The 23,106-nt window shown below is 72.4% G+C and carries 17 protein-coding genes; 6 read left to right on the plus strand and 11 right to left on the minus strand.

Annotated features, from left to right (window positions below; translation table 11 throughout):
- Window positions 1-27 precede the first annotated feature (27 nt).
- On the minus strand, window positions 28-1,392 hold the full coding sequence (locus RWE79_RS36585) for a serine hydrolase domain-containing protein (protein WP_475944669.1): 1,365 nt from the start codon (window positions 1,390-1,392) through the stop codon (window positions 28-30).
- Between the two features lie 234 nt (window positions 1,393-1,626).
- Between RWE79_RS36585 and RWE79_RS36590 the strand changes: the two genes are divergently transcribed.
- Window positions 1,627-2,667, plus strand: coding sequence for a protein kinase family protein (locus RWE79_RS36590; protein WP_475946337.1), 1,041 nt, complete (start codon window positions 1,627-1,629; stop codon window positions 2,665-2,667).
- A gap of 10 nt (window positions 2,668-2,677) precedes the next feature.
- Here RWE79_RS36590 and RWE79_RS36595 read toward each other — a convergent pair whose 3' ends face one another.
- From RWE79_RS36595 to RWE79_RS36605, 3 genes are all read right to left on the minus strand, one after another.
- A complete protein-coding gene (locus tag RWE79_RS36595) occupies window positions 2,678-7,876 on the minus strand; it encodes a family 43 glycosylhydrolase (protein ID WP_475944671.1) in 5,199 nt (1,732 codons plus the stop codon).
- A gap of 547 nt (window positions 7,877-8,423) precedes the next feature.
- Window positions 8,424-9,191 (minus strand): isocitrate lyase/PEP mutase family protein, encoded by a 768-nt coding sequence (locus RWE79_RS36600; protein WP_475944673.1) that lies wholly within the window; start codon window positions 9,189-9,191, stop codon window positions 8,424-8,426.
- A complete protein-coding gene (locus tag RWE79_RS36605) occupies window positions 9,188-10,570 on the minus strand; it encodes a cytochrome P450 (protein WP_475944675.1) in 1,383 nt (460 codons plus the stop codon). The genes RWE79_RS36600 and RWE79_RS36605 overlap by 4 nt, the downstream gene beginning before the upstream one ends.
- 64 nt (window positions 10,571-10,634) lie before the next feature.
- On the opposite strand from RWE79_RS36605, the gene RWE79_RS36610 reads away from it, so the two are divergent.
- The 3 genes from RWE79_RS36610 (at window position 10,635) to RWE79_RS36620 (ending at window position 13,246) form a co-directional block, all read left to right on the plus strand.
- A complete protein-coding gene (locus RWE79_RS36610) occupies window positions 10,635-11,375 on the plus strand; it encodes an ArsR/SmtB family transcription factor (protein WP_475944677.1) in 741 nt (246 codons plus the stop codon).
- 126 nt (window positions 11,376-11,501) lie between these two features.
- Window positions 11,502-12,122, plus strand: a complete 621-nt coding sequence (locus RWE79_RS36615; protein WP_475946339.1) for an RNA polymerase sigma factor — start codon at window positions 11,502-11,504, stop codon at window positions 12,120-12,122.
- Window positions 12,119-13,246 carry a CU044_5270 family protein gene (locus tag RWE79_RS36620; protein ID WP_475944679.1) on the plus strand — a complete coding sequence of 376 codons (1,128 nt, stop codon included), beginning with the start codon at window positions 12,119-12,121 and terminating at the stop codon, window positions 13,244-13,246. Before RWE79_RS36615 ends, RWE79_RS36620 begins: the two co-directional genes overlap by 4 nt.
- Here RWE79_RS36620 and RWE79_RS36625 read toward each other — a convergent pair.
- The 3 genes from RWE79_RS36625 to RWE79_RS36635 form a co-directional block, all read right to left on the minus strand.
- Window positions 13,236-14,756 (minus strand): metallophosphoesterase family protein, encoded by a 1,521-nt coding sequence (locus RWE79_RS36625; protein ID WP_475944681.1) that lies wholly within the window; start codon window positions 14,754-14,756, stop codon window positions 13,236-13,238. The genes RWE79_RS36620 and RWE79_RS36625 overlap by 11 nt on opposite strands.
- Window positions 14,757-14,858: 102 nt before the next feature.
- Entirely contained in the window at window positions 14,859-16,484 is a 1,626-nt protein-coding gene (locus RWE79_RS36630) for a phytoene desaturase family protein (RefSeq protein WP_475944683.1), read from the minus strand.
- Between the two features lie 41 nt (window positions 16,485-16,525).
- Window positions 16,526-16,999 carry an SRPBCC family protein gene (locus RWE79_RS36635; RefSeq protein ID WP_475944685.1) on the minus strand — a complete coding sequence of 158 codons (474 nt, stop codon included), beginning with the start codon at window positions 16,997-16,999 and terminating at the stop codon, window positions 16,526-16,528.
- 259 nt (window positions 17,000-17,258) lie between these two features.
- Between RWE79_RS36635 and RWE79_RS36640 the strand changes: the two genes are divergently transcribed.
- Window positions 17,259-18,140: an SDR family oxidoreductase gene (locus tag RWE79_RS36640; RefSeq protein WP_475944687.1), complete on the plus strand. Its 882-nt coding sequence runs from the start codon at window positions 17,259-17,261 to the stop codon at window positions 18,138-18,140.
- Between the two features lie 90 nt (window positions 18,141-18,230).
- Window positions 18,231-19,163, plus strand: coding sequence for an endonuclease/exonuclease/phosphatase family protein (locus RWE79_RS36645; protein WP_475944689.1), 933 nt, complete (start codon window positions 18,231-18,233; stop codon window positions 19,161-19,163).
- Between the two features lie 157 nt (window positions 19,164-19,320).
- Here the strand turns inward: RWE79_RS36645 and RWE79_RS36650 are convergent, their stop codons facing one another.
- The 4 genes from RWE79_RS36650 to RWE79_RS36665 all read right to left on the minus strand — a co-directional run bounded on the left by RWE79_RS36650 (window position 19,321) and on the right by RWE79_RS36665 (window position 23,050).
- Window positions 19,321-20,202: a phosphotransferase gene (locus tag RWE79_RS36650; protein ID WP_475944691.1), complete on the minus strand. Its 882-nt coding sequence runs from the start codon at window positions 20,200-20,202 to the stop codon at window positions 19,321-19,323.
- A 184-nt stretch (window positions 20,203-20,386) separates the two neighbouring features.
- Window positions 20,387-20,812 (minus strand): nuclear transport factor 2 family protein, encoded by a 426-nt coding sequence (locus RWE79_RS36655; protein ID WP_475946341.1) that lies wholly within the window; start codon window positions 20,810-20,812, stop codon window positions 20,387-20,389.
- Between the two features lie 115 nt (window positions 20,813-20,927).
- Window positions 20,928-21,665 carry a polysaccharide deacetylase family protein gene (locus tag RWE79_RS36660; protein WP_475944693.1) on the minus strand — a complete coding sequence of 246 codons (738 nt, stop codon included), beginning with the start codon at window positions 21,663-21,665 and terminating at the stop codon, window positions 20,928-20,930.
- On the minus strand, window positions 21,662-23,050 hold the full coding sequence (locus tag RWE79_RS36665) for a glycosyltransferase (RefSeq protein ID WP_475944695.1): 1,389 nt from the start codon (window positions 23,048-23,050) through the stop codon (window positions 21,662-21,664). Before RWE79_RS36665 ends, RWE79_RS36660 begins: the two co-directional genes overlap by 4 nt.
- Window positions 23,051-23,106: the final 56 nt, after the last annotated feature.

The following is a 23,106-nucleotide window of genomic DNA, read 5'->3' on the forward strand; positions in this document are numbered from 1 at the left end:
CTTCACGAACTTCCGCGGGGCGGCTGCCTAGTGAGCGCTGGTGGGGAGGGAGAGGCCGGCGTAGACCTGGTTGAGGACGGTGGGCAGCAGCGCGTTGGCCGTGGTGCGGCCTTCGGGCGACAGGGTCAGGTTCGTCCAGATCACGAGCGTGACCTTGTTGGCCGGGTCGTGGCCGATGAAGGAGTTGAAGCCGGGAAGTTCACCGCCGTGGTAGTACATCGAGGCGTGCGGACCGAAGCGCTGGTAGGAGATGCCGTACCCGTACTTCTGCCCGTTGGGCGCGGCCGGGTTCTCGGCCTGCGGGCTGTGGAGCCACTGCTGCTGGAACGCGGCGTTCAGGACCCTTCCCGTCACCAGGGCCCGGATCCAGGTGGCCAGGTCGTCCGCGGTGGAGATGGCGGCTCCGGCGGCGTTGGCGTAGGAGGGGTTCTGATGGGTGTAGTCCACGGGCCGGAGCTCTCCCGACCGTGCCGCCGCCGTCAGTGCGGCGGGGTAGGGCCGGTCGACCAGTGCGTAGGACGATCCGCCGTACATGTAGCCGTGCGAGTAGGGCGCGGGGAGGGTCAGGTCGTCGGCGGCGGGCAGTGACGTCCCCGCCAGCCCGAGCGGGGCCGACAGCCGGTCCCGGAACTGCTGGGCCAGGGGGTGGCCGCCCGCCTTCTCGGCGACCAGGCCCAGCAGTACGTAGTTGGTGTTGCTGTACTCGTAGGACGTGCCGGGCGCGAAGTTCGGCGGGTGCCGGAACGCGATGGCCAGCATCGACCGCGGCGTCACGGCCCTCCCCGGATGGGCGTCCATGGCCGCCGCGAGCTCGGGTGCGTTGGTGTAGTTGTAGAGCCCGCTGCGCATCTTCAGCAGCTCGGCGATGGTGATGCGGTCGCCGTTGGGCACTCCCGCGACGTAGTCGGACACCGGGTCGTCCAGCCGGAGCCTGCCGTCCTGGGCGAGGAGGGTGATCAGCGCCGAGGTCATGGTCTTGGTGTTGGAGGCGATCCGGAAGTGGTCGCCCGTGGTGGGCGGTGTGGCCGTGCCCGGTTCGGTCGTCCCGACGAGCGCCCGGAAGGTCCCCTGCGGGGTGCGGAGCAGAACCACCGCGCCGGGAACCATGAGCTTCTTCGCCGCCCGCTCCACGGCGGACCGCAACGCGGCCGGATCGATGGGCTTCAGCGCCGACGGCGTCGGGACGGAGGCGGCCGCCGTCGCCGCGGGCCTGGCCCGGGCGTCCGGGAGCGCCGTGGCGCTCGCCGCGGAGGGCAGCACGCAGGCCGCGATCAGCAGGGCCGCGCCCGGCGCCAGCGCGGCCGTGCGGCGGGCGGTTCGCGAGGTCCCGGGACGGGCGCCTCTCCGGCGCGCGCGGGTCGGGGCGTGGTCGTCGCTCCGGGAATCTCTCATGCCGGCATCACAGCCCTCGTGCTCGGCGGTCCAGTACCGCGGTCAGGGGCGATGCGGCGGGGCCGAAGGGGCCAAAGCGTTAGGAATCACCTCATTTTAGCATCCACTCTTGAGGGGGCGGGCGACGAACCCAACGCGGGGTTCCACGTTGTGGTTAGGGTGGAACGCCTGTTGTTGCCCTGGGCCCGCGGCATCCCGGCTGGACGGAAGGCGGCAGCAGTGACGTACCCCGACATGTCGCGCGACGCGCGTCTCGCCGCGCACGGTGCCGTCTCCACCGCCCTGGCGCTGTACGGCGATCGCGCGCTGGGCGAACTCGTGGACACGGCCACGCCGATCGGGTCCGGCATCGGCGGCACGGTGGCGCTGCTGGACGTCGCCGGAACCCCGGTCTTCGTGAAGCGGGTACCCCTCACCGATCCTGAGCGACGACCGGAGAACGCCCGGTCCACGGCCAACCTGTTCGAGCTGCCGGTCTTCTGCCAGTACGGCATCGGCGGCCCGGGCTTCGGAGCCTGGCGGGAGCTGGCCGTACACACCCTGACGACGAACTGGGCGCTCACCGGCGAGTACGAGGGCTTTCCCCTCATGCACCACTGGCGGGTGCTGCCGCACTCGGCGCCCCTGCCACCGGAACTGGCCGAGGTGGACAAGACCGTCGCCTACTGGGGTGGCGGAGCGCAGGTGCGCCGCCGGATCGAGGCGCTGGAGCAGGCCTCGGCGAGTGTCGCGCTGTTCCTGGAGTACATCCCCCGGAATCTGCACCAGTGGCTGGGCGCTCAGGTCGCCGCCGGTGAGGAGGCCGCCAACCGGGCCTGCGCCATGGTCGAACGGGAACTGGCGGCCGGAACCGCCTTCATGAACAGCCGAGGACTCCTGCACTTCGACGCCCACTTCGAGAACATCCTGACCGACGGCCGACGGCTGTTCTTCGCGGACTACGGCCTCGCGATCTCCTCCCGGTTCGAACTGTCCCGGGAGGAGACCGGCTTCTTCGACCGGCGTCAGACGTACGACCGCTGCTACTCCGTCACACATCTGGTGAACTGGCTGGTCCACGAGTTGTACGAGCAGCGGCGGGACGAACGCCAGGCCCTGGTGCGGGCCTTCGCCGGGGGCAGGCGCCCCACGGGAATCCCGGCGAAGGCCGCGGACATCATCGTCCGGCACGCCCCGCTGGCCGCGGTGATGTCGGACTTCTTCCACAGGCTCCGCTACGAGAGCAGGCAGATCCCGTACCCGCTGGCGGAGCTCCGCCGGGCCGGCCGCACATAGGACCCGCGGCTCAGCAGGCCTTGGTGCGGAGGGTGATGCCGGCGGTCCTGGCGCCGGTGAGGTTGTCGTAGAGGACGTCCTGGGTGGCCTTGTCCCAGATCTTGACGCGGAAGGTGTCGGGGGCATCGGTGGCCCAGATCCGGAAGCCGTAGTGGCCGGTGCCGTTGACCGTGCCGGAGCCCTGGTACTGGGCCTCGCCGCCGGTGATCACCAGCCAGTCGGACGAAGTGGAACGGAACTTCAGCTTGCCGGCCCCGAAGTCGAAGGCCGCCTTGCCCTCGACGGTCCCGGACCTGCCGTACCCGGCGGTGAAGGTGAAGGTGGCCTTGCCGGTCAGGGCCGGGTGGGCGGGCGAGGCTCCCGCCGGTGAGGTGATGGTGCCGGTGCCGACCGCGCGATGGGCGATGTCGTACACGATCAGTTCGGGGAGCGTGACGCGGTCCGAGCCGCCGTCGTCGTCGGTGACGGTGACGACGGGCCGGCGGATGCCCGCCGAGGAGTAGGTGTGGACGGCCCGGCAGCCGGAGGCGGTACGGGTACCGGTGGCGGGGGCGGAGCCGTCCTTCCAGTCGACCCGGCAGGTCTGGGTGTCGGCGGTGCCCGGGTCGGTGAACGCGGCGGTCACCGTGACGGGCTTGCCCGTCCGTACCGGCGCGGCCGGACCGGTGGACGAGCTGATCACCGGGGGCGCGTTGTCGACGGTGACCTTGAGGGTGTCGCTGCTGCGGCCGCCGGTCAGCGTGACCTGGTACGTACCGTCGTCGGCGCAGGCGATCGTGGTCGAGATGGCGTCGGGGTCCGCGAAGGCGCAGGGTGCCCCGGCCTCGACCGTCCACTTCGGGTCGCCGGCGCCGGAGACGGTGCCGGTCACCGGGATGGCGCCGCCCTCGGTGCCCAGGGCGTCCGGACCCGCGCGGACGACGGTGACCGGGTCGATGCCGCCGAGAGTGGGGACGACCTTCTTGATCAGGCCGTCGGAGCCGAACTCCAGCTTGTCGATGGTGGTTTCGCGGTGGGTGCCGTCACCGCCGGGGATGGCGAAGCGATGGTATGCGATATACCAGTCGTCGGTGTTGGGCACCTGGACCACGGAGTGGTGACCGGTGCCCTTGATGCCGAGGTCCAGGTTCTTTTCGAGGATCACGCCCTGCTTGGTCCAGGGGCCCTGGGGCGAGGAGCCGGTGGCGTAGGCGACGCGGTAGTTCTCGTCGCGGGTGTCGTTCTCCGACCACATGAAGTAGTAGGTGCCCTTGCGCTTGATGACGAAGGACCCCTCGTTGTAGCCGCTCGGGGTGATGTCGGTGATCTTCGAGGCGTCGAAGGAGGTCATGTCGTCGTTGAGCGGGACGACGTACGCCTTGCCGTTGCCGAAGTACAGGTACGACTGGCCGTCGTCGTCGGTGAAGACCGCCGGGTCGATCATCTGGCCGCTGAGCCGGCCCGCGGCGATCAGCGGTTTGCCCAGTGCGTCGGTGAACGGGCCGGTGGGGGAGTCGGAGACCGCGACGCCGATGTTGGCGTCGGCGCAGAAGTAGAAGTAGTACTTCCCGTTCTTCTCCGCGATGGTCGGGGCCCAGGCCCGGCTGTCGGCCCAGCTGACGTCCGGCCCCAGGTCGAGAATGACGCCGTGGTCCTTCCAGTGCACCAGGTCGGTGGAGGAGTACGCCTTGAACAGGGTGCCGCTCCAGCCCGCGAAGCCGTCGGTGGTCGGATAGATGTAGAAGGTGTCGCCGAACACCACGATGTCCGGGTCGGCGTTCAGCCCGGGCAGTGCCGGGGTCTTCATCTCCAGTGCCTCCACGGTCCAGGTGCGGGTGGTGCCGTCGGCGCCGGTGACCTCGTACGTCAACGGCTTGGTGAAGTCGCGCGCCGTACCGGAGGCGGGGCTGATGACCGCCCCGTGGGCAAGGGTGAACTCCGGTGCCAGGGACGTCAGATCGGTGCCTTCGGCCAGCGGCAGGGTGATCCGGCTGTCGGCGTCGTTGATGATCGCGTCGACCTTCAGCGCGGGGTGGGTCGCCTTGGCGACGCCCGTGGTGTTGCCGCTGATCTCCAGCACCTCGGCGGCCGACAGCGCCCGGTCGTAGATCCGGAAGTCGTCCACCTCACCGCCGAAGTAGGGGTCGGCGGAGTACAGGGACCTGCCGATGTAGCCGGTGTAGTCCCTGGCCGCGTCATAGAGGTCGGACGGCTTGACGATGACGCCCGTCGCCCGTGACACCTCTACGCCGTCCAGGTACAGGACCGCAGTTTCGGACGCGCCGTCCAGGGTGACGGTGACGTGCTGCCACTCGCCGACCGTGAGCGCCGAGCCGGCCGTCATCTTCGACTCCCCGGACCAGGTGGCCGTGGTGATCGCCGAGTACAGCGCGGAGCCGCCGTTGGAGGGGGTGGCGAACAGGTACTTGTCGCTGTCGGGGCCCAGCCCGAAGAGCCACTGGAAGTTCGCCCCGCCGTTCCACTTGGCGTAGGTGGAGACGGTGACGCTGTCTGCGCCCTTCAGGACGCCGTTGGGGATCTTCACGTACGGCGAGGTGGTGGAGGTGCTCGAACCCCCGGACATCACGAACGAACCGTCGTGGACGCCGTCGCCGAAGGCCGGGGTGTGAACGTAGGTGCCGTGGTTGCCGTGGCCGCTGGAGTCGCGGGCGATGCTGCCGCCGGTCTCGTCGAAGTCGTAGTGCAGGACCAGGTCGGCGGGCACGCCGGAGCCGTCCGCCGAGACGGTGACCTCGGCCTGCACCTTGAGCGCGGAGCCGTTCGGCAGACCGCCGGTCACGGTGAAGGTCCCGGCCTGCGCGTACGCCGAGGCCGGGACGTCGTCCCAGGTGACGGGGACGGGACGCTTGACGCCGTCGGCGTAGTCGGCGACGACGGTGGCCGGCAGCACCGGGGCGTCACCGACGCCCGTCGTCACCGAGACGTCCTCGGCCGACTCGACCAATTGGTCGGGCTGGTAGGCGCGCAGCAGCCGGTCGTACTCGGCCTGCGTCACCGGGAGCACGGTGCCGTGACGTGGCTTGGCGGGCAGGGCGTAGCCGGTGGACGGCGTCCAGTTGCCGGAGGCGAGGTCCGTGGTCTCGAACGGCAGGTAGCCGCGGCCGCCGAACTCGTCGAGGAACGCGTACCACTTCTCCTCGGTGTTGGACTTGAAGACCAGCGGTCCCTCGGCGGCGCTCATCGCCCCCTTGCCGATGCCCTCGGCGACGGCCTCGTAGGACGGGTTGAGGATCGAGTCGCTCTTCTCCTCGAAGATGAACTTGCTGTTGGGGGTGGAGGAGGTGTTGTTCCGCTCGTCCTTGGAGAGGCGGTAGTACTCCCCGTCGTGCTTGATCATCGTGGAGTCGATGACCGAGTAGCCGCGGTCGATCCAGACCTTGGGCTCGCTGAAGGTGTAGAAGTCGCGGGTGGTGGCGTACATCATCCGGTTGTACGTGTCGCCGGAGTGCTCGGCGTTGTCGTACAGCTTCGAGGCCCAGAAGACCACGTACTCGCCGAGCGTGTCGTCGTAGTACGCCTCCGGCGCCCAGGTGTTGCCGGCGGTGTCGGGCGAGACCTTGACCAGGCGCTGGTCGGTCCAGTGCACCAGGTCGGTGGACTCCCACACCATGACGGACTTGCTGCCGGTGCGCTGCGCCGCGTCCCAGTTGCCGTTGCCGTAGATCCGCAGGTCGGTGGCGATCTGGTAGAACTTGTCGCCCTCGGGGGAGCGGATGATGAACGGGTCGCGCAGGCCCTTCTCGCCGAGGGTGGAGGTCAGCACGGGCTTGCCGTCGTTCAACTCCTGCCAGTGCAGGGGGTCGTTGCCCTTGCTGAGGGCGGAGTAGAGCTGCTCGCCGTCCGAGGTGCCCTCGCCGGTGAAGTAGCTGAACATGTACCCCTTGAGGGCTTCCTTGGCGGGCAGTTCGGGCACCTTGGCGGTGAGGACCCGGGTCGCGGTGGCGTCGCCCTTGGTGACGGTGGCGGTCAGCGCGACGGTGGTGGCGCCGTCGCCGTGCGCGGGGCGGTGCACCACGCCCCCGTCGGAGACGACGTCGGGCTCCGCGGACGACCAGGTGACCTGTGTGCCGTACGCGCCGGCCGCCGGCAGGTCGAGGTTGCCGCGGACGTCGTCGACGTTGTGGACTTTCAGCGCGTCGGCGGCCTGCCGGGTGGCGGTGGCGTCGTCGAACGCGGCGGGCACCGTGATGTCGAAGGTCGTGGTGTCGGTCACGTTCCCCTTCTTCAGGGTCGCGGTGAGGGTGGCGTGCCCGTCCGGTTCACCGGCCGCGGGGCGAGTCACGGCGCCGGTGGCCGACACCACCGAGGGTGTGTCGCTGGCCCAGCTGATCTTGGAGCCGCCCGCCGTTCCGGAGGACGGCAGGGTCAGGTCCGCGACGACGGCGTCGGTGTCGCCGAGGGTGAGGGCGGCCTTGTCCAGGGCGACCCCCTCGGTGGCGACGGGGAGGGCGAGCTGTTCGACCTCCGACGCGGCCAGCGCCCGGTCGTAGACCCGGAAGTCCCGGAGCTTGCCCTTGAAGTAGTTGTCGCCGCTGTAGAGGGACCGGCCGAGGTAGTTCGCGGTGGTGACGCCGGAGCCGATGGCGCCGGGGGTGATGGTGACCGCCGTGTTGCGGGCCACCTCGACGCCGTCCTCGTAGAGCACACCCGTGCTGCCGGTCTGGGTGTAGGAGACGTGCTTCCAGACGGCGCGGGGAAGGTTGTAGGAGGCGGAGACCCGGGTGGTCTGCTCCGTCGACCAGTTGCCGGTCGCGACGGAGGTCCGGAACTGGTCGCCGGTGGTGAAGAGGTATCCGTTGCCGTTGCTGCCGCTGGTGTTGCCGAAACCGTAGATGAAGTACGGGGTGGCCTGAGCGGAGTCGATCTGCACGTCCATCGACACGGTGATGGCGGTGATGCCGCTCAGGGCGTTGTCGGGCATCTTGACGTAGGTGTCGGAACCGTTGAAGGAGAGCCCCTGGCCGGTGCCCGACCAGCCGGCGGCGCCGTTGACCGTGCCGTCCCGGCCGTTGCCGGAGGCGTCGGCCGCCACGGTGCCGGAGGCGGCGTCGAGTTTGTACCACAGGGCCAGGCCGTCGGTGATCTCCGCCGCCGTCGCCCGGGCGGGTGTGGCGGGCCCGGCGACACCCAGAAGCAGCGACACGGCGGTCAGTCCGGCGAGGCAGCCCGCCCAATGTCTCAGGCGGCTGCGCGATCTCGCATTTTGCATCGTTTCAAAATCCCTTGGTGAGACGGCATGGTGCAGGAAGGGCGATGCGAGACCTCGGCCGTGGGCTCTCCGCGTAACGCGCGTCGCGCTACGTCGTTTCGAGAGTGTGAAGCGGCGTGGAGCAAGGCGTCAATAGATACCGAACGACGTCCGACCAGCCGGACAAGTGGATTTCGATTCGTCAGGATCCGTTGTGATCCGCGTTGTTGGGGCATTCGGGATACCGGACAGGGGAGGGGTGGCTGTCGCCCATCGGGGCCGAATCGGGGCCGAATCGGGGCGGAGCCGGGGTGGAATCGGGGTGGAGCCGGGGTGGAATCGGCGCCGGGTGGGGGTGTGGGCGGCTCGGCCGGAGGGCGCGGCGGCGCGGCGGTAGGTGGTATTTCGTATACAGTCGACGGCCGCCAGGGTCTGGGGTCGTCGGCCGCGTTCGTGAACTAGTGCATACAGTCGGCAGTCGGCAGTCGACGGGCGACTGTATGCGGTCGACCGCCGACTGTATGCAGTAGGTTCCCGCGTGAATCACCCCGCCGGGCCGGGACGACCGTCAACGGCTCAGGCGCTGTACCTCTGTGTAGGTCGGTGCCGTGCCGCCCCGCAGGGGGCGACCCGCACGGATGTCCGTCGCGGCGGCGACCGCCGCGCCCAGCGCGGTTCGGAACAGCAGCGAGCCGAGACTCACCCTGCGCACACCCAGCTCGCCGAGCTGCGTGACCGTGGGGCCGGCGGGGGAGTAGAGGATGTTCAAGGGGACGTCGAGAGTCCTCACCAGGGCTGCGATCTCCGTCGGGTCGCACAGGCCGGGGACGAAGACGCCGTCGGCGCCGGCCGCCTGGTACGCGTGAAGGCGACGGGACGTCTCGGCGCGCCCGGTGTCCAGCCAGTGGGTGTCGGTGCGCGCGTTGACGAAGAGATCGGGCACCGCGGCCTTCACCGCCGCGACCTTGGCCGCGTGCAGTCGCACCGGCGTGAGCGTGCCGTCGCCCCGGCCGTCCTCCAGGTTGATGCCCACCGCACCGGCCGCGGCCAGCTCGCGGGCGAACCCGGCCACCTCCGCCGGGTCGTCGCCGAAACCGCCCTCGGCGTCGACCGACAGCAGGAACGGCCCCCCGCCGAGCCGCCTGGCCAGCACGAGGGTCTCCTCCCGGGTCGCGGCCGTACCGTCGGGCAGTCCGGCCGCCGCGGCTGTCCCCAGACTCGTCGTGCCGATCGCCGCGAAGCCCTGATCGGCCAGGGCCGCCGCAGAGGCGTGGTCCCAGGCGTTGGGGAGCAGCAGTGGCCGGTCGGCGTGGTGCAGTGCGGAGAAGCCGGTCACGGGTTCCTGCTTTCGGTGGGTGCGAGGGAGCCGATCGCGTCGGCGTAGTAGACCGAGCCCGCCAGGTGGAGGGCGAGCTTGCGGAAGGTCCATCCGGGGCCGGGGGAGTGGTCGAGTTGCCCGGGTGTCAGGGAGCCGAGCCGGTTCGACCAGATCCGGGCGAGCCGGCTCAGCCGGCTGTGTGCCTCGTCGAGGTCGGCCTGGGTGAACGGGGCGAGGTCGGCCCGGGTGGTGGTCTCCGACGCGTGCCAGTGGTCGGCCTGGGGCTGCTCCCCGACGAGGCGTGCCTCCATCTCGGCGAGGTGGTCCACCAGATGGTCGGCGACCCTGCGGATGGCCTTGTGCGGGGTGTAGACCCGGTCGTCGACCGGGACGGGGCGTCCGTCCCAGGCGGTCCAGGTGTCCGCGAGGGTCAGGACGTGTTTCACCATCGCCTCGACGGTCTCGGCCGGCGCCCGGTCCAGGACTCCGGCCGCGAGGGCCAGGGCATGGTTCCTGCCGGGGCAGATCCGGGGTTCGGCGCCGAAGGTCAGGGCGGGCGGGCCGGATCGTTCGGGGTCGAAGGTGCCGGGATCCGCGAAGACCTCCGGGTCGCGGTTCGCCGCCGCGATGTTCAGGCTCACCAGGTCGCCCTCGGCGATCGCGACCCCCGCGACGCGGGTGTCCCGGACGGCTGTCCGGTGCATCGCACGCACCGGCGGATCGTGGCGCAGCGTCTCGGCCAGCAGCGCCGCGGTGCCGGTGGAGTGCGTGGCCGGGCTGTCGTCGGCCGCGCGCCGGGCGTGGCCGACCAGGCTGCCGGTGGCGTCGCACGCCTGCACGAGCAGTCCGATGCGGTTGGCCGCGACCTCGGCACTCTCCGCATCCTCGGCGCCCTCCGCAGCTTTCGCGACCTGCGGCCGGTCCCCCTCCTCCCGCTCGTCGAGCATCCGGGGCAGGAGCCAGGCCACCGCCGCGTCGGCGTCGGCGTCGGTGTCGATGCCGGTGTCGTGCCCGCCGAAGTACGCCCTCGCCACCACCGTGACCGCCGCCGCGACGGCGTCGGGCTCCGCCAGTCCCAGGCTCTCGGCGAGGGTACGGACCACCATGACGCGAGCGTCACCGGCGGGGCCGGACGCGATGGCCCGTCGTAGCGCCGCCGGATCCAGGCGGGCCAGGTCGGCCTCCAGCAGTGCCCGGCGCCGGGCGTGGATCTCGCCGCTGCTGAACCGGGCCACGGTGTCGCGCAGCCAGGCCATGCCGCCGGGAGGGCCGGGAGGGCCGGGAGGGCCGGGAGGGCCGGGAGGCCCGGACCGGGCGGGCACGGGGACGAGGTGCGGATCGGCGAGGGCGGTCCGGATGTCGGCGTAGCGGCTGAACTCGTGAACGGAGCGGGTCATACGGTCACGCTAGGACCGTGATACTTCGGCAGCCGCCGAACTGTGCCGAGGGCATGATGAGGGTATGTCGCTCGCACAGATCGCCGGGTTGCTCGCCGACCGGACCCGGGCCGCGTTCTGCATGGCCCTGCTCGACGGCCGGGCCTGGACGGCCGGCGAGCTGGCCCGGCACGCCGGGGTGTCGCCGTCCACCGCGAGTGAGCACCTGTCCCGCCTGGTCGCCGGCGGGCTGCTGACCGAGGAACGCCAGGGCCGGCATCGCTACGTCCGCCTGTCCGGCCCGGCCACGGCGGCCCTGATCGAGGATCTCGCCGCGTATCCCGCGTATCCCGAACACCCCTCGCCGTCCTCGCGGCCCTCGGCGCGCTCTTCCCCCGACCCCGCTCCGTCGGGCCTGCGCGAGTCGGGGCGGATGAATGCCGAAGCGCGGGCGAGGACCTGCTACGACCACCTCGCCGGTCATCTCGGCGTGGCCGTGACCGACGCGATCCTGAGCCGCGGCCTCGTCGCGGACGACGCCGGGCTGGTGGTCACGGAGGCGGGCCGGATCTGGCTCGCCGAGCTGGACATCGACCTGCTCGCGCTGAAGGGGTCCAGGCCGATGGTCCGCGGCTGCCTGGACCGGACGGAGCGGCGTACCCACCTGGCCGGAGCGGTCCCGGCGGCGCTGTGCGAGCGGGCCTTCGACCGGCACTGGGTGGAACGGATCGGCTCCGGCCGGGCCCTGAGGGTCACCCCGGAAGGCGGCCGGGCCTTCTACGACCTGCTCGGGATCGAGCCCGCCCGGCACTCCCTCGCCATGTGATCCACCCCACGGGAACGCCGCTCGCGCGGCGGAGAGGTAGAGGGTGTGGAGCACATGAGACAGACGGGAAGGCCGGGGAGGATGAGCGGGGCGGAAGAGAGTCCGACGGACCGCGTGGACGCACGGATGCGGGAGGGTGTGCGGGCCGGGGACCGGGACGCTTTCGCAGCGCTCTACGACCGGTACGCGAAGGCGATCCTCAGCCATGCCCTCCACCTCACCGGTGATGTGACGGCCGCGGAGGAGGTGATGTCGGAGACCTTCCTCGTCGCGTGGCGTACGCGCGAACGGGTGGATCCGGAAGGCGCCTCGCTGGGCCCGTGGCTGTACGGGATCGCCACCAACAAGGCGCGCAACCACCGGCGTGGTGTCGGCCGGTTCCTCGCCTTTCTGGCCAGGCAGCCGAGACCGAGGGAGGTCGACGACTTCGCCGACACCTCGGCGGGTCGCATCGACGACGCACGCGAACTGGAAGCCGTACGCGAGGCCATGGGCCGGCTGAGGCGTCAGGAGCGGGAGGTGCTCGCGCTCTGTGTGTGGTCCGGGCTGGACTACGCGCAGGCGGCGGCCGCCCTCGGGATACCCGTGGGCACCGTGCGCTCCCGGCTGTCCAGGGCACGTACCCGGCTGCGCGCCCTGGCGGAGCGGCAGCTCGCGGAGGAACGGCGGGAACCGCGTACGGGCCGAGGAGAGGTAAGGGTCAGGGCGGCATTCGCCGCTCTGCCCGACAAGGAGGGAGACCGATGACCGGCGCTGGTAGGAACGAAGGCCGCGACGGATTCGCGCGGCACGGCGAACGCGCCGACCGCGGCGAGCGCCCCGAGCGCTCCGACCGTGGCGAACGCGAGGAACTGCTCGGCCTGTTGCCTCCCCGCGTCGCCTGGGATCTCCCGTCGGGCCGCCATCTGCACCACAAGGAACTCCTGATGCGGACGATCGACAACGAGAGCAAGACCTCACAGCACAAGGACGCGGCTCCGGCCGGGCCTGCCCGGCGCCGCGTGCTGCGCCCGGTCTTCCTGGCGCCGCTGACGGCGCTGGCGATAACCGGCGCCCTGGTGGCGGGCTTTGCCGCCCGTGGTGGGGACGACGGGTCCGGCGGTGCGGCCACGGTGCGCACCCAGCCGGTGGCCCAGGTGCTGGCCACGATCTCGGAGGCCGCCCTGGCCAGTGACTCGGGGCCGGTCAAGGACGACCAGTACGTCTACGTCCAGAGTGTGACCCTGGACGTGGACCTGACCACTGGCAAGCTGGTGACGGGCCCGATGAAGAAGCGGGAGATCTGGTACTCCCAGCAGCCCGGACAGGCCAGGCGGCTCGGCTACATCCGGGAGGACGGCGAGACCTTCCCGATCAACGCCGACCTGTGGGACACCCAGCACGGCCACGGCACCCCGGTGGGTCTGAGCCGGCCCACCTACCGCTGGCTCGCCTCGCTGCCGACGGACCCCGACGCGCTGCTGCGGTATCTCTACGCCAAGACCCCCACGACCGACGGCCAGGAGCGCGACCAGGCGGTCTTCGACCAGATCGGTGAGCTCATCGCCGAGACCATCACACCGCCCGAGACCGCCGCTGCCCTCTACAAGGCCGCGGCCAGGATCCCCGGGGTGACCAAGGCCCCCGACGCGGTCGACGCCGTCGGCCGGCGGGGCATCGGGATCGCCCGCACCGACACCAAGTACTCCGAGCGCTCGGAATGGGTCTTCGACGCAGAGGACTTCCACTACCTGGGCGAGCGGCAGTATCTGACCAAGGACACCGCGATCGGGAAGGCCGGCGCCCTGATCTCCAACTCCGCGGTGCTGCGGCGTGCCGTGGTCGACAAGGGCGGCGTGCGGCCCACGGCCGGTCAGCTCCTCAACTCCTAGCCGTGGCGGGGAAGTCCAGTCCGATGGTGAAGTCGTCCTCGACCGGTGGATCGAGTTCCTGCTCGCGCAGGCCGGTGGCGGCGAAGCACCGCACCCGCACCGCTTCCGGGCTGACGTCCAGCCGTAGGAAGGACTTGAAGAACGGCGGACTGTAGGTGGCCGAGCCCGGGGAGAGCACCTGGGTGAGGACCCTGCGGACCGGCAGCCGCATCCGGGCCCCTCGGCCCGGGCGCGGCGCGACGCCCAGTACGCGGGCGACGAAGCGGGTTCGCAGGGTCACCGGGGCGCTGGTGGCGCGGGTGGGCTTCATCCCCAGGTTGCGGGCGATGACCGACGCGGCCTCGTCGGCGGTCAGTTCGAACAGGCGGCGCATGCGCAGCCTGCGCCCGTAGAGCCTGCTGTAGAAGGCGAGCGAGTCACCGCGCATCGGATAGCAGCGGAACCGCTCCTCGGTGACCCCGCCGACGGTCACCTCGGGGATGGTGTGGGTGGCGTGCATGAAGGCGCCGCCTCCACCGGAGACGATGTACTCGATGGTGCGGCCGCCGACGTCGACCGGGTAGTGCTGGTAGTTGTGGATGTCCCCGCCGATCGCCGCGACGAAGCGGTGGTCCGGGTCGCGGACGATGTCGTCGACCGTGCCGCCGCCCTCGATGGCGCACGGGTGGTGCTCGCCGTCCACGTAGATCGGGGAGCCGGTGACCAGGATCTTGGGACGGGGCCCGCGGGACACCCGCCGCAGCCACGCGCCCTGTTCCGCGTCGATACCGCCGAGGAGCCCGGTGTCGATGCCTATGATCCGGATCGGCCCCGAGTCGATGGCCCAGTACGGTCCCGGCTGGGACGCCGCCTGGGAGGGCGCGGAACGCAGCAGCCGGGCCTCGTCGAGGCGGGCGTCGTCGGGTGTGTCGGGGCGCTTCCACAGCAGGGTCCGCAACCACGCCGCCGTCAGCGGCCGGGGGCGGGCGGCGGCGGGCGGCAGCGCGGGGGCACGGCAGAAGACCCGCATGAAGCCGGTGAGGCCGTCGTACCAGTCGTGGTTCCCGGGAATGGCGTAGATCGGGGCGTCGTACTCCTGGTAGGGCCGGAAGAACTTGGTGTCGTACTCGTTGGCGCTGCCCACCGGATAGAGGACGTCGCTGGCCAGCACGGCGAAGCGGCTGCCGGCCCCGGCCGTGAGCAGACCCGGCACCACGGCGTACTGCGGGTCGTCGCCCTCACCGGTGTCCGCGATGACGACGAAGGAGTACTCGTCGGGGTCGTCGCGCCGGATGACCAGATCGGGGGTGGCCGCCCCGCGCTCCAACTGGCCCCGCACCCAGCGCTCCCGGTCGCCGCCGGTCGGGTCGCCCAGCAGCGCGGCAAGCGGCCCGTTGCGCGCCTTCCACAAGGTGGCCGGGTTCAGCCAGGACAACTTGACGACATGAGACGGCATCAACGTCCGGTACAGACCGGGCTTTTGGTCCTGCCAACCGGCGCCGGCCAGGGAGTCACGCGAGGAAGCGGGCATCGGCGCACTGTAGCAACCGGTGCCCGCCCCGGTTCCGGACACCCCACCCGGTGTTCCGGCAGGTGAACCACCGGGCGCCGGCCCGGTGTTCCGGCAGGTGAACTACTCCGCGCCGGCCCGGGACGGGCGGCCGGTCAGACCGCGCTGGACGGAGGCGGCGACCCACCGGGCGGCCGGGCCGCGCAGGGCGGCGCGGGCGGCGTTGGCCCCCGGGGCGCCGTGCACCCCGCCGCCGGGATGCGCGCCGGAGGAGGCCAGGTACAGGCCCTTGACCGGGGTCTCGGGCCGGCCGGCGCCGGGAGTCGGGCGGAAGACGAGCTGCTGATGCAGGGCGGTGGTGCCGCCGTTGACCGCGCCGCCGTCCAGGTTGGCGTTCATCGACTGCAACGTGGGCGGGGCCAGGATCCGGCGGTCGCGGATACGGGCACGGAAACCGGGGGCGAGCCGCTCGACCCGCCCTTCGACCCGGTCCGCCATGGCCTCCTGCTCGCGGCGGTCCCAGGTGCCGGTCAGGCCGTCACCGCCGGCGTCGCCCCTGACCTCCCGGGGTACGTGCGTGTACGCCCAGGCCGACTCCGTCCCCGCCGGGGAACGGGTCGCGTCGGAGGTGGTCATCTGGCCGAACAGGACGAACGGGCGGTCCGGGACGTGCCCGGTGGCGATCTGGGCGGCGAACCGGGTCAGGTCGTCCACGCCGTCGGCCAGATGCACGGTCCCGGCCGCCGCCGCCTCCTGGCTGGACCACGGCACCGGGCCGTCCAGGGCCCAGTCGACCTTGAAGGTGGCGAAGTCCCACTGGAAACTCCTGCGTACGTCCTCCAGCAGGCGGCCCGGCAGTTGGGCGGCGTCCACCAGCCGCGTGAACAGGGCGGGCGCGGAGACATCGGCGAGCACCGCCCTGCGGGCCCGCACCCCGTCCCCGTCCGCCGTCCGCACCCCCACCGCGCGGCCCCCGCGTACGACGACCTCCGTGACGCGGCGGCCGCACCGCACGGTGCCGCCCCGGCGTTCGAGCCGCCGGACCAGCGCCCCGGTGAGCGCCGAGGCGCCGCCCACCGGCACCGGAAAGCCGTAACTCTGGCCGAGCATGCACAGCAGCCAGCCGAAGCCGCCCCCGACGGCGGTCTCCGGGGACAGGTCGGAGTGCAGCGCGTTGCCCGCCAGCAGCAGCCTTCCGCCGTCCCCGGCGAAACACTCCTCGCCCAGCCGCCGCACCGGCAGCAGCATGGCACGGGCCAGCCGCAGCCCGCCCGCGGCACGGACCCGGGCGGCCAGCCGCAGACCGGACCTGACCGGCGGGAAGGGTGTGAACAGGCAGGCCAGCAGCTCTTCGCCGACCCGGTCCCACAGCCCGCACAGCTCGCGCCACGCCGCCCCGTCGCCGGGCGCGAACGCGTCGAGCCCGGCCGCGGTCTCCTCCCGGTCCCGGGACAGAACGGCGCACCGCCCGTCGGACAGCGGATGCGCCAGCACCCTCGGCGCGTGACTCCACCGCAGCCCCTCGTCCTCCAGGGCGAGGGCGTTCAGTACCGGCGACGCCGCGGCCAGCGGATAGAACGCGCTGAACAGATCGCTGACGAACTCCGGGTCGACCCCGCGGTCGCTGCGCACCGCCCCGCCCGGTTCGTCCTGTTCCTCCAGTACCTCCACGCTCCACCCGGCGTCCGCCAGCACATTCGCGGCGACCAGCCCGTTCGGGCCGGCCCCGATCACCACGGCGTCCGCCATGTCCTGCTCCGTTCTCCGTGTCGCGTCGGGGCGGGGCCCGGTCAGGACGGCGGTGCCTGGACCCGGTCCCGTTCCGGCGCGGTGGTGCGCTCCACGACGTCCGCCAGCCGGCCGAGCATGCTGCGGTGGCGCAGTTGCATCAGAGCGTCGAGCGCCACGTTGTGCAGCGCCCCGGCCGAGCCCCGCAGTGGGTGCTCGTCGAGGACGACGATGCTGTCGCGCTCGCCCCACGGCCGGACCTCGATGGAGATCCGTGCCGTACCGAGCGGCCCGCTGTCCGCTTCCAGCTCAAGGAGGTACGGGGGCTCCGCCCGGCGGACGGCCGTACGCCCGCTGCCCGACCAGGGGCCGACCGACACCGTGTACGTCAGAGCCGCGCCCAGCTCGGGCCAGGCCCCGCCGCGCGGCTCGGAATCGGACACGCCCACCACCCAGTCGCTGAACAGCCCGGGATCCGCGAGCACCGCCCAGACCTGCCGGGGCGAGCGCTCGATCAACTGGTGCCGAATAGCCATCCGTCCTCCACCTGGCGGGGCCGTACCGGTCCTGCGGTCTCCGCAGCCCAGCCTGCCGCCTGTCGCCCCTTCCCGCCCGCCGGGTGCGCCGGCCGGACCGGCGGCCGGTGCTGCGGCCGGTCCTGCGGCCGGATCGGCGGCCTGACCGGCGGCCGGATCGGCGGCCGGATCGGCGGCCGGATCGGCGGCCTGACCGGCGGTCGCCCGTATGGAGCAGGTACCCGGGCCCCCGCTCACCGCCTGTGACTACGGTGACCGCATGGCACGAGCCGACACCGTCCGGGGGCCGCTGCGGGGCCGCGTCGCCGTCGTCACCGGGGCCGCGCGGGGCCTGGGCGCGGCCATGGCCGGCGAGCTGGTCCGACGCGGCGCCGTCGTGGCACTGCTGGGCCGCCAGGGGGAAGCCCTCTCCCACGTCGCGACCTCCCTGCCGGGACAGGCGCACTGGTGGGAGGTCGACGTCACCGACGACGCCGGGATGGACCGCGTCGCCGGTCGCGTCCGCGAACGACTGGGCGTTCCGTCCGTCGTCATCGCCAACGCCGGTGTCGCCGAAGGCGGTCCGTTCGCCGAGTCCGATCCGGCGACCTGGCGGCGCGTGATCGAGGTGAATCTCATCGGCAGCTCGATCACCGCCAGGGCCTTCCTTCCCGACCTCCTCGCCACCCGCGGCTACTACCTGCAGATCGCCTCCCTCGCCGCGATCGGAGCGTCCCCCATGATGAGTGCCTACTGCGCCTCCAAGGCCGGCGTGGAGTCGTTCGCCCACGCGCTCCAGGCCGAACTGGCGCCAGAGCGGGTCGCCGTCGGCATCGCGTACCTCAACTGGACCGACACCGACATGATCCGCGGCGCCGACCAGCACGCGGTCCTGCGGGAGCTGCGTGCCCACATGCCCCGGCCGGCCAGGAAGGTCTACCCCGTGCGGCACGTGGCCGAGAGGATGATCTCGGCGGTCGAGCGCCGTTCCCCCGCCGTCTACGCCCCGGCCTGGCTGCGCGCCACCCAGCTGGTCCGGGCCGCCCTGCCGCCGCTGGTGACCCGGATCTCCCGCACCGAACTGCCCCGGCTCGCCGCGAAGGACGCGTTCGCGGCCACCGGCCTGCTCGGAGCCGGCGGCCGCGACGATCCGGCCGGGTGACGGGCCGGCGGACGTGCGGGTGGCGAGAGCGGGGGCGTAGTGTCCCCGCGACGGTGGTGCGCCGGGGAGACGTGTTCGGGAGGTGGCCGCGTGACGACGGGGACCGGGAGCGTCGCCCTGGCGTCGTTGAACGTCTGCTGCGGCTTGTCCAACTCGCTGCGGCCGGTGCGGGAGCGGGCCGCCGAGTTCTGCCGCCGCCTCGATCGCGCGGACGTGGACGTCGTGAACTTCCAGGAGGTGTGGACCCCGGGCCTGCACAGGTTCCTGCGCCGGCGCCTGCCCTCCTTCCCGTTCGTCGCCCGCGGGACCGGCATGCTCGGCCAGCCCGCCGGAGGCCTCGTCTCCTTCTCCAGGACGCCCCTGCGGTCGGTCGGCTACGTGTCGTTCCGCGGTACGCGGCCGCAGGCCGGCAGCCCGTGGTTCCGCGCCGCGACGGCGCTGGGCAGCTGCCTCCAGGGAGTGCTGACCTTCGAACTCTCCGGACGCCGCACCCTGGTGGGCAATGTGCATCTGACCGCGAACAGGGACGGTGACTGGTCGGCGGGCAACCGGCACGAAGCCCGTCAACTGAGGCAGGTGGAACGGGTCCACCAGGTGCTGCGCGGGGCCCGCGCCGCTGACACGGAGCTGGTGATGGCCGGCGGCGACTTCAACCTCCCCAGCGGTTCGGCTCTCTACGACGCGCTGCTGGACGCGGGCGCCTGGCGGGACCCGTTCGCCGCGGCCGATCTGCCCACCTTCCACGCCGAGTTGCTGCCCGCCGGCGCGCGGGCCCACCGGGTCGACTACCTGCTCGTCGGCGGCGACCCCGCCCGCCACCAGGTCACCGGGACCGGCCTCCTCTTCACGGAACCGGTCGCGATGCCGTCGGGCGGCACGGCGTTCCTCTCGGACCACGTGGCGCAGATGGCACGGGTGGCCTGGATCGCGCCCCCGTCCAGCCCCTGCCCGACCCCCGACGTACCGGATGTACCGGATGTACCGGATGTACCGGATGTACCGGATGTATCGGACGCACCCTGAACGCCCCAGCCGGCAGCGGCCAGTGCCGGCCGGGCCCTCCCGGCACTGTTCCGCAGTTCGCGCTCCAACTCCGAGCCCAATTCCCGGTTCACCCCCCGCCGGCCCGCGGTGCTGTCGGAGGCCGTGAGCAGCACCCGTACGGTCCGTGCATCCGATATCACCGGTGGGCGCGCTGTTCCGCGAGGTCGAGCAGGCGCTCGACGTCGGCGGCGGTGAAGTGCCGGATGGCCCAGTCGACCATCCGCAGGCTCATATGGGCCCAGGCCGGCCGCAGGAGGTCGCCGGGTACGGAGTCGAGGAGGTCGTCGAGCCGTTCGGCAACGCCTGGTTCGGCGTGCTCGGGGCGGATGCCGAAGCGCAGGGTGACCAGGTCGAACCGGCGGTCGCCCCGTCCGGCGCCGTCCCAGTCGACGATGCCGGTGATCGTGTCGCCGAGCGTGAGCATGTTGCCGGGATGGAAGTCGTAGTGCACGGCGTCCTGCCCGGCGAGCTGCTCCGGGCGGTCCTTCCCGACGGCGGTGACCCAGCGTTCGAGCGCGGCGGTGCGGCGGTTGTGCCGGCGCAACGGCTCGTGCAGGCAGTAACCGGGACCGTCCGCACGCAGGTGCAGATCAACCGCGGGGACACCCGGGCGGCCGGCGAGCACCGCGGTCTGCGTCCGGTTGAGGGCGAGAGCCTGGTCCAGCCAGTGGTGGTCCAGCCGGTCGCTCTTCGTGCCCGGCAGGAGTTCCTGCACGGTGACCACCGCGTGGCCGCTCTGCACGGCCAGTTCGGTGGCGGGCGCCGGATATCCCGCCGACCGGAGCGCGTCGGCGACCGCGAGCGGCCCCGCTCGCAGGTCCGCCAGTGCGCTGTGCGGTCGCCACTTCAGGACGGACCGGCGGCCGTCGGGCCATCGCACGTACGCCGCACCGACCTGCCCGCCCGGGCAGGGACCCTGCACGGTCAGCCGGACACCGGTCTGCGCGTACAGGGCATCGGCCATCCGCCCGGCGTCGAGCCGCTCGGCACGTTCCCGTCTCCCCGGAAAAGGTTCCACCCGTGGACTGTTCCCGTTGAGGGCGTCGCGTCACACCTCGTCGCATGCGCGCGGCCTCGTGCCGGGAGCCTGCGGCTCCGTCACCGAGCGGTGGACCTGGGACGGCACAGCCCCGACCCGCGGTGGACCTGCACGGTGAGCTGACCGGCCCGGGGCCGTCGTTCGCGGTTCCGCCGTCCTCGACCTACGGCGAGATGCTGGAGGGGTATCCGTTCCGGCGCTGGAACGACCTCGTACTCGAACGACTGCGCTGCCCCCTGTCACCTGCGTCGGGTCCTTCACCTCTTATCCGATCGACCCGGAACGAGACGCCGTACTGCACCGCTCCGTACTGACCGTGGTGTGGTTCCAGGCCGCCCCCGCCGCCCCGTCGGGCGTGGACGCCGATCACCGCCTCCGCGCCATCCGCCGGGACGAGGTCGCCGGAGACTTCGAACTCCAGGGCTGTGGCTGCCATCGTGTATTCGACGACGGAGGTGATCTTGCCGTCGCGGACGGTGGAGATGCCGATGCGGCGGTTGTCGTAGGTGCCGCCGTGAACGGTCTTGGCCTTGGAGGTCCATTCGGCGACCACGCGGTCACCCTCGGCGGTCACGCTGACCAGCTCGATCTTCGCGGGTCATCCCCGCCTGGTGCGGGCGGGGATGACCCGGCTGCGACGGGCCGGTCGGTTCTGCGGTGAGCTGCCAGTAGCCGTCGATACGGGGGCGGGCGAAGGCCGGCGTTCACATGCCGTGGTCGCGGAGCGGGCCGGTGTGCCAGCCGTGGGCGGCGCAGGTGTCCAGGATGCGGGGCAGCGCGCCGAGGGTGTTGCGCCAGGAGCCGGTGGCGGAGGTGCAGTCGGAGTCGTGGAGCAGGATCGTGCCGCCGCCGCGCAGACCGGCGGTGACGGTGTCGTGGACCGACCGCGGGGTGGCCCGGCCGCGCCAGTCCTCGCCCCAGGCGGTCCACAGTACGGGGGTCAGGCCGAGCCGCCGGCAGGCCAGGTGGGCGCCCGTGGTCATCACCCCGTACGGCGGCCGGAAGAGCCGGGGCGGCTCGCCGGTGACGTGGGCGACGAGGTCGCGGGCCCGGGCCAGGTCGTCGTACGTCGCGCGTGGCCCGCGCAGCAGCAGGGGGCGGTGCAGCCAGCCGTGGATGCCGATCTCGTGCCCGGCGGCGGCCATCTCCCGGGCCAGGCCCGGCGCGCGGACCAGCATGGAGCCCAGCAGGAAGAACGTGGCGCGGACGCCGCGCGCGTCCAGGACCCGCAGGAAGTGCGGGGTGGAGAGGTGGTCGGGCCCGTCGTCGAAGGTGAGCGCGATGTGGTCGGGCCGGCCCTGTCCGGACAGCCGGGGCATGGTCCGGTTGCGCAGAGGTCCGAACGTCGAGACGACCGGCGCCGCGTGGACGGCGAGGGCGGCCGCGGCCAGGGCGGGCAGCGCCACGGCCGCGGCACGCAGGGGCGGACGGGTGGTTGTCACCGGCCGGTCTCCTCGAAGTACTGGGCCACGGCGCCCAGGCCGCCGGGGGCTTCGCCGAGGGCCTGGCCCAGCGGGACACCGACACCCAGGGCGACGGTGGCCAGCGCGGTGGCCGCCATGACGGTCACCCGGCGCCGGCCGGGGGAGCGGCGCGGGATGCGCGATGTCGGCACGGCCGGGCGGCGGTCGGTCGCGGAGGTCGTGGTGCTCGTGGTGTTCGTGGAGGTCGCGGCGGCGGCGGCGATGACCTCGGCGGGGCCGGGCCGGCGGGAGTGCAGGGCGAGGCCGGCCTCGCGTTGTGCCTGACCGCGTACGCCGTCGAGGAGTTCGCGGAGCCGGGGCGCGAGCTGGTCCACCTCGCGGATCCACACGGCCAGGCCCGCCTCGTCGAGGGCGGCGGCGTTGGTCCGGCCGTGGCCGGGTATGCAGCGGTAACTCGCCACGGGGAGCCCGCAGGCCATGGCCTCCAGCGAGGTGAGGCCGCCGGCGTTCTGGACCAGGACGTCGCAGGCGTGCATCAGGCCGGGCATGTCGTCGGTCCAGCCGTGGACGTGCTCGACGCCGTCGGCGCGCAACTGGTCGGCGAGGACCTGGTTGTGTCCGCACACCACGACGGGGGTGGCCACGCCGCTCCTGCGGAGCTCGGCGGCGGCCTGCCGTACCGGACCGACTCCCCACGAGCCGGCGACCAGCAGCGCCAGCGGTGCCCGGGCGGGCAGGGCGAACCGCTCCCGGGCCGCCTGTCGCGCGGCGGGGGTGGCCGGTGCGAAGCGGGGGTCGGTGACGGGACCGGTGACGGTGACCCCGGCGGCGCCCTGGGTACGGGCCTGACCGGCGGGAACGGGGTGGGCGGCGAGGTGGGTGTCGATGCCGGGCGCGACCCACAGGGGGTGTACGGAGAAGTCGGTGAGGTAGGTGAACGCCGGGACCGTCAGCCGGCCGCGCAGCCGCAGCGCGCCCAGGACCTGGCTGGCCCCCGGGTACGTCGAGACCACGGCGCGGGTGCCGGGGGCGATGGCCGCGAGCATCCGGCGTTCGGCGCAGCGGAACATGGCGCGCACGGCCGGGCCGGGGCGCCCGGCGTGTTCGGTCACGGCGTAGATCCGCTGGTAGCCGGAGGGCGCCAGGGTCAGCAGGCGGTGGTACGTCCCGGAGAGCAGCCTGCCCAGCCCGGCGGGGAGAAGGTCCAGGAAGTCGTGCCGGTCCACGGCGAAGCCGGCCGCGGTGAGGCGCCGGGTGAGCTCGGCGGCGGCGCCGTCGTGTCCGGCTCCCACACCGGCCGAGACGATGACGACCCGCGGGGCCGGTGCCGGGCGGGCGCCGAGCCGCGGCGCGTCCGGCGGCGGACGGGTGCCTTCGTCCGCCGGATTGTCGCGGTAGGACATGGCAGACCAGCCTCCTGACTGATGCGTGCGTGACGGGATATGGACGGCTCCGTCCC

The sequence above is a fragment of the Streptomyces sp. RLA131 genome (assembly GCF_056270125.1).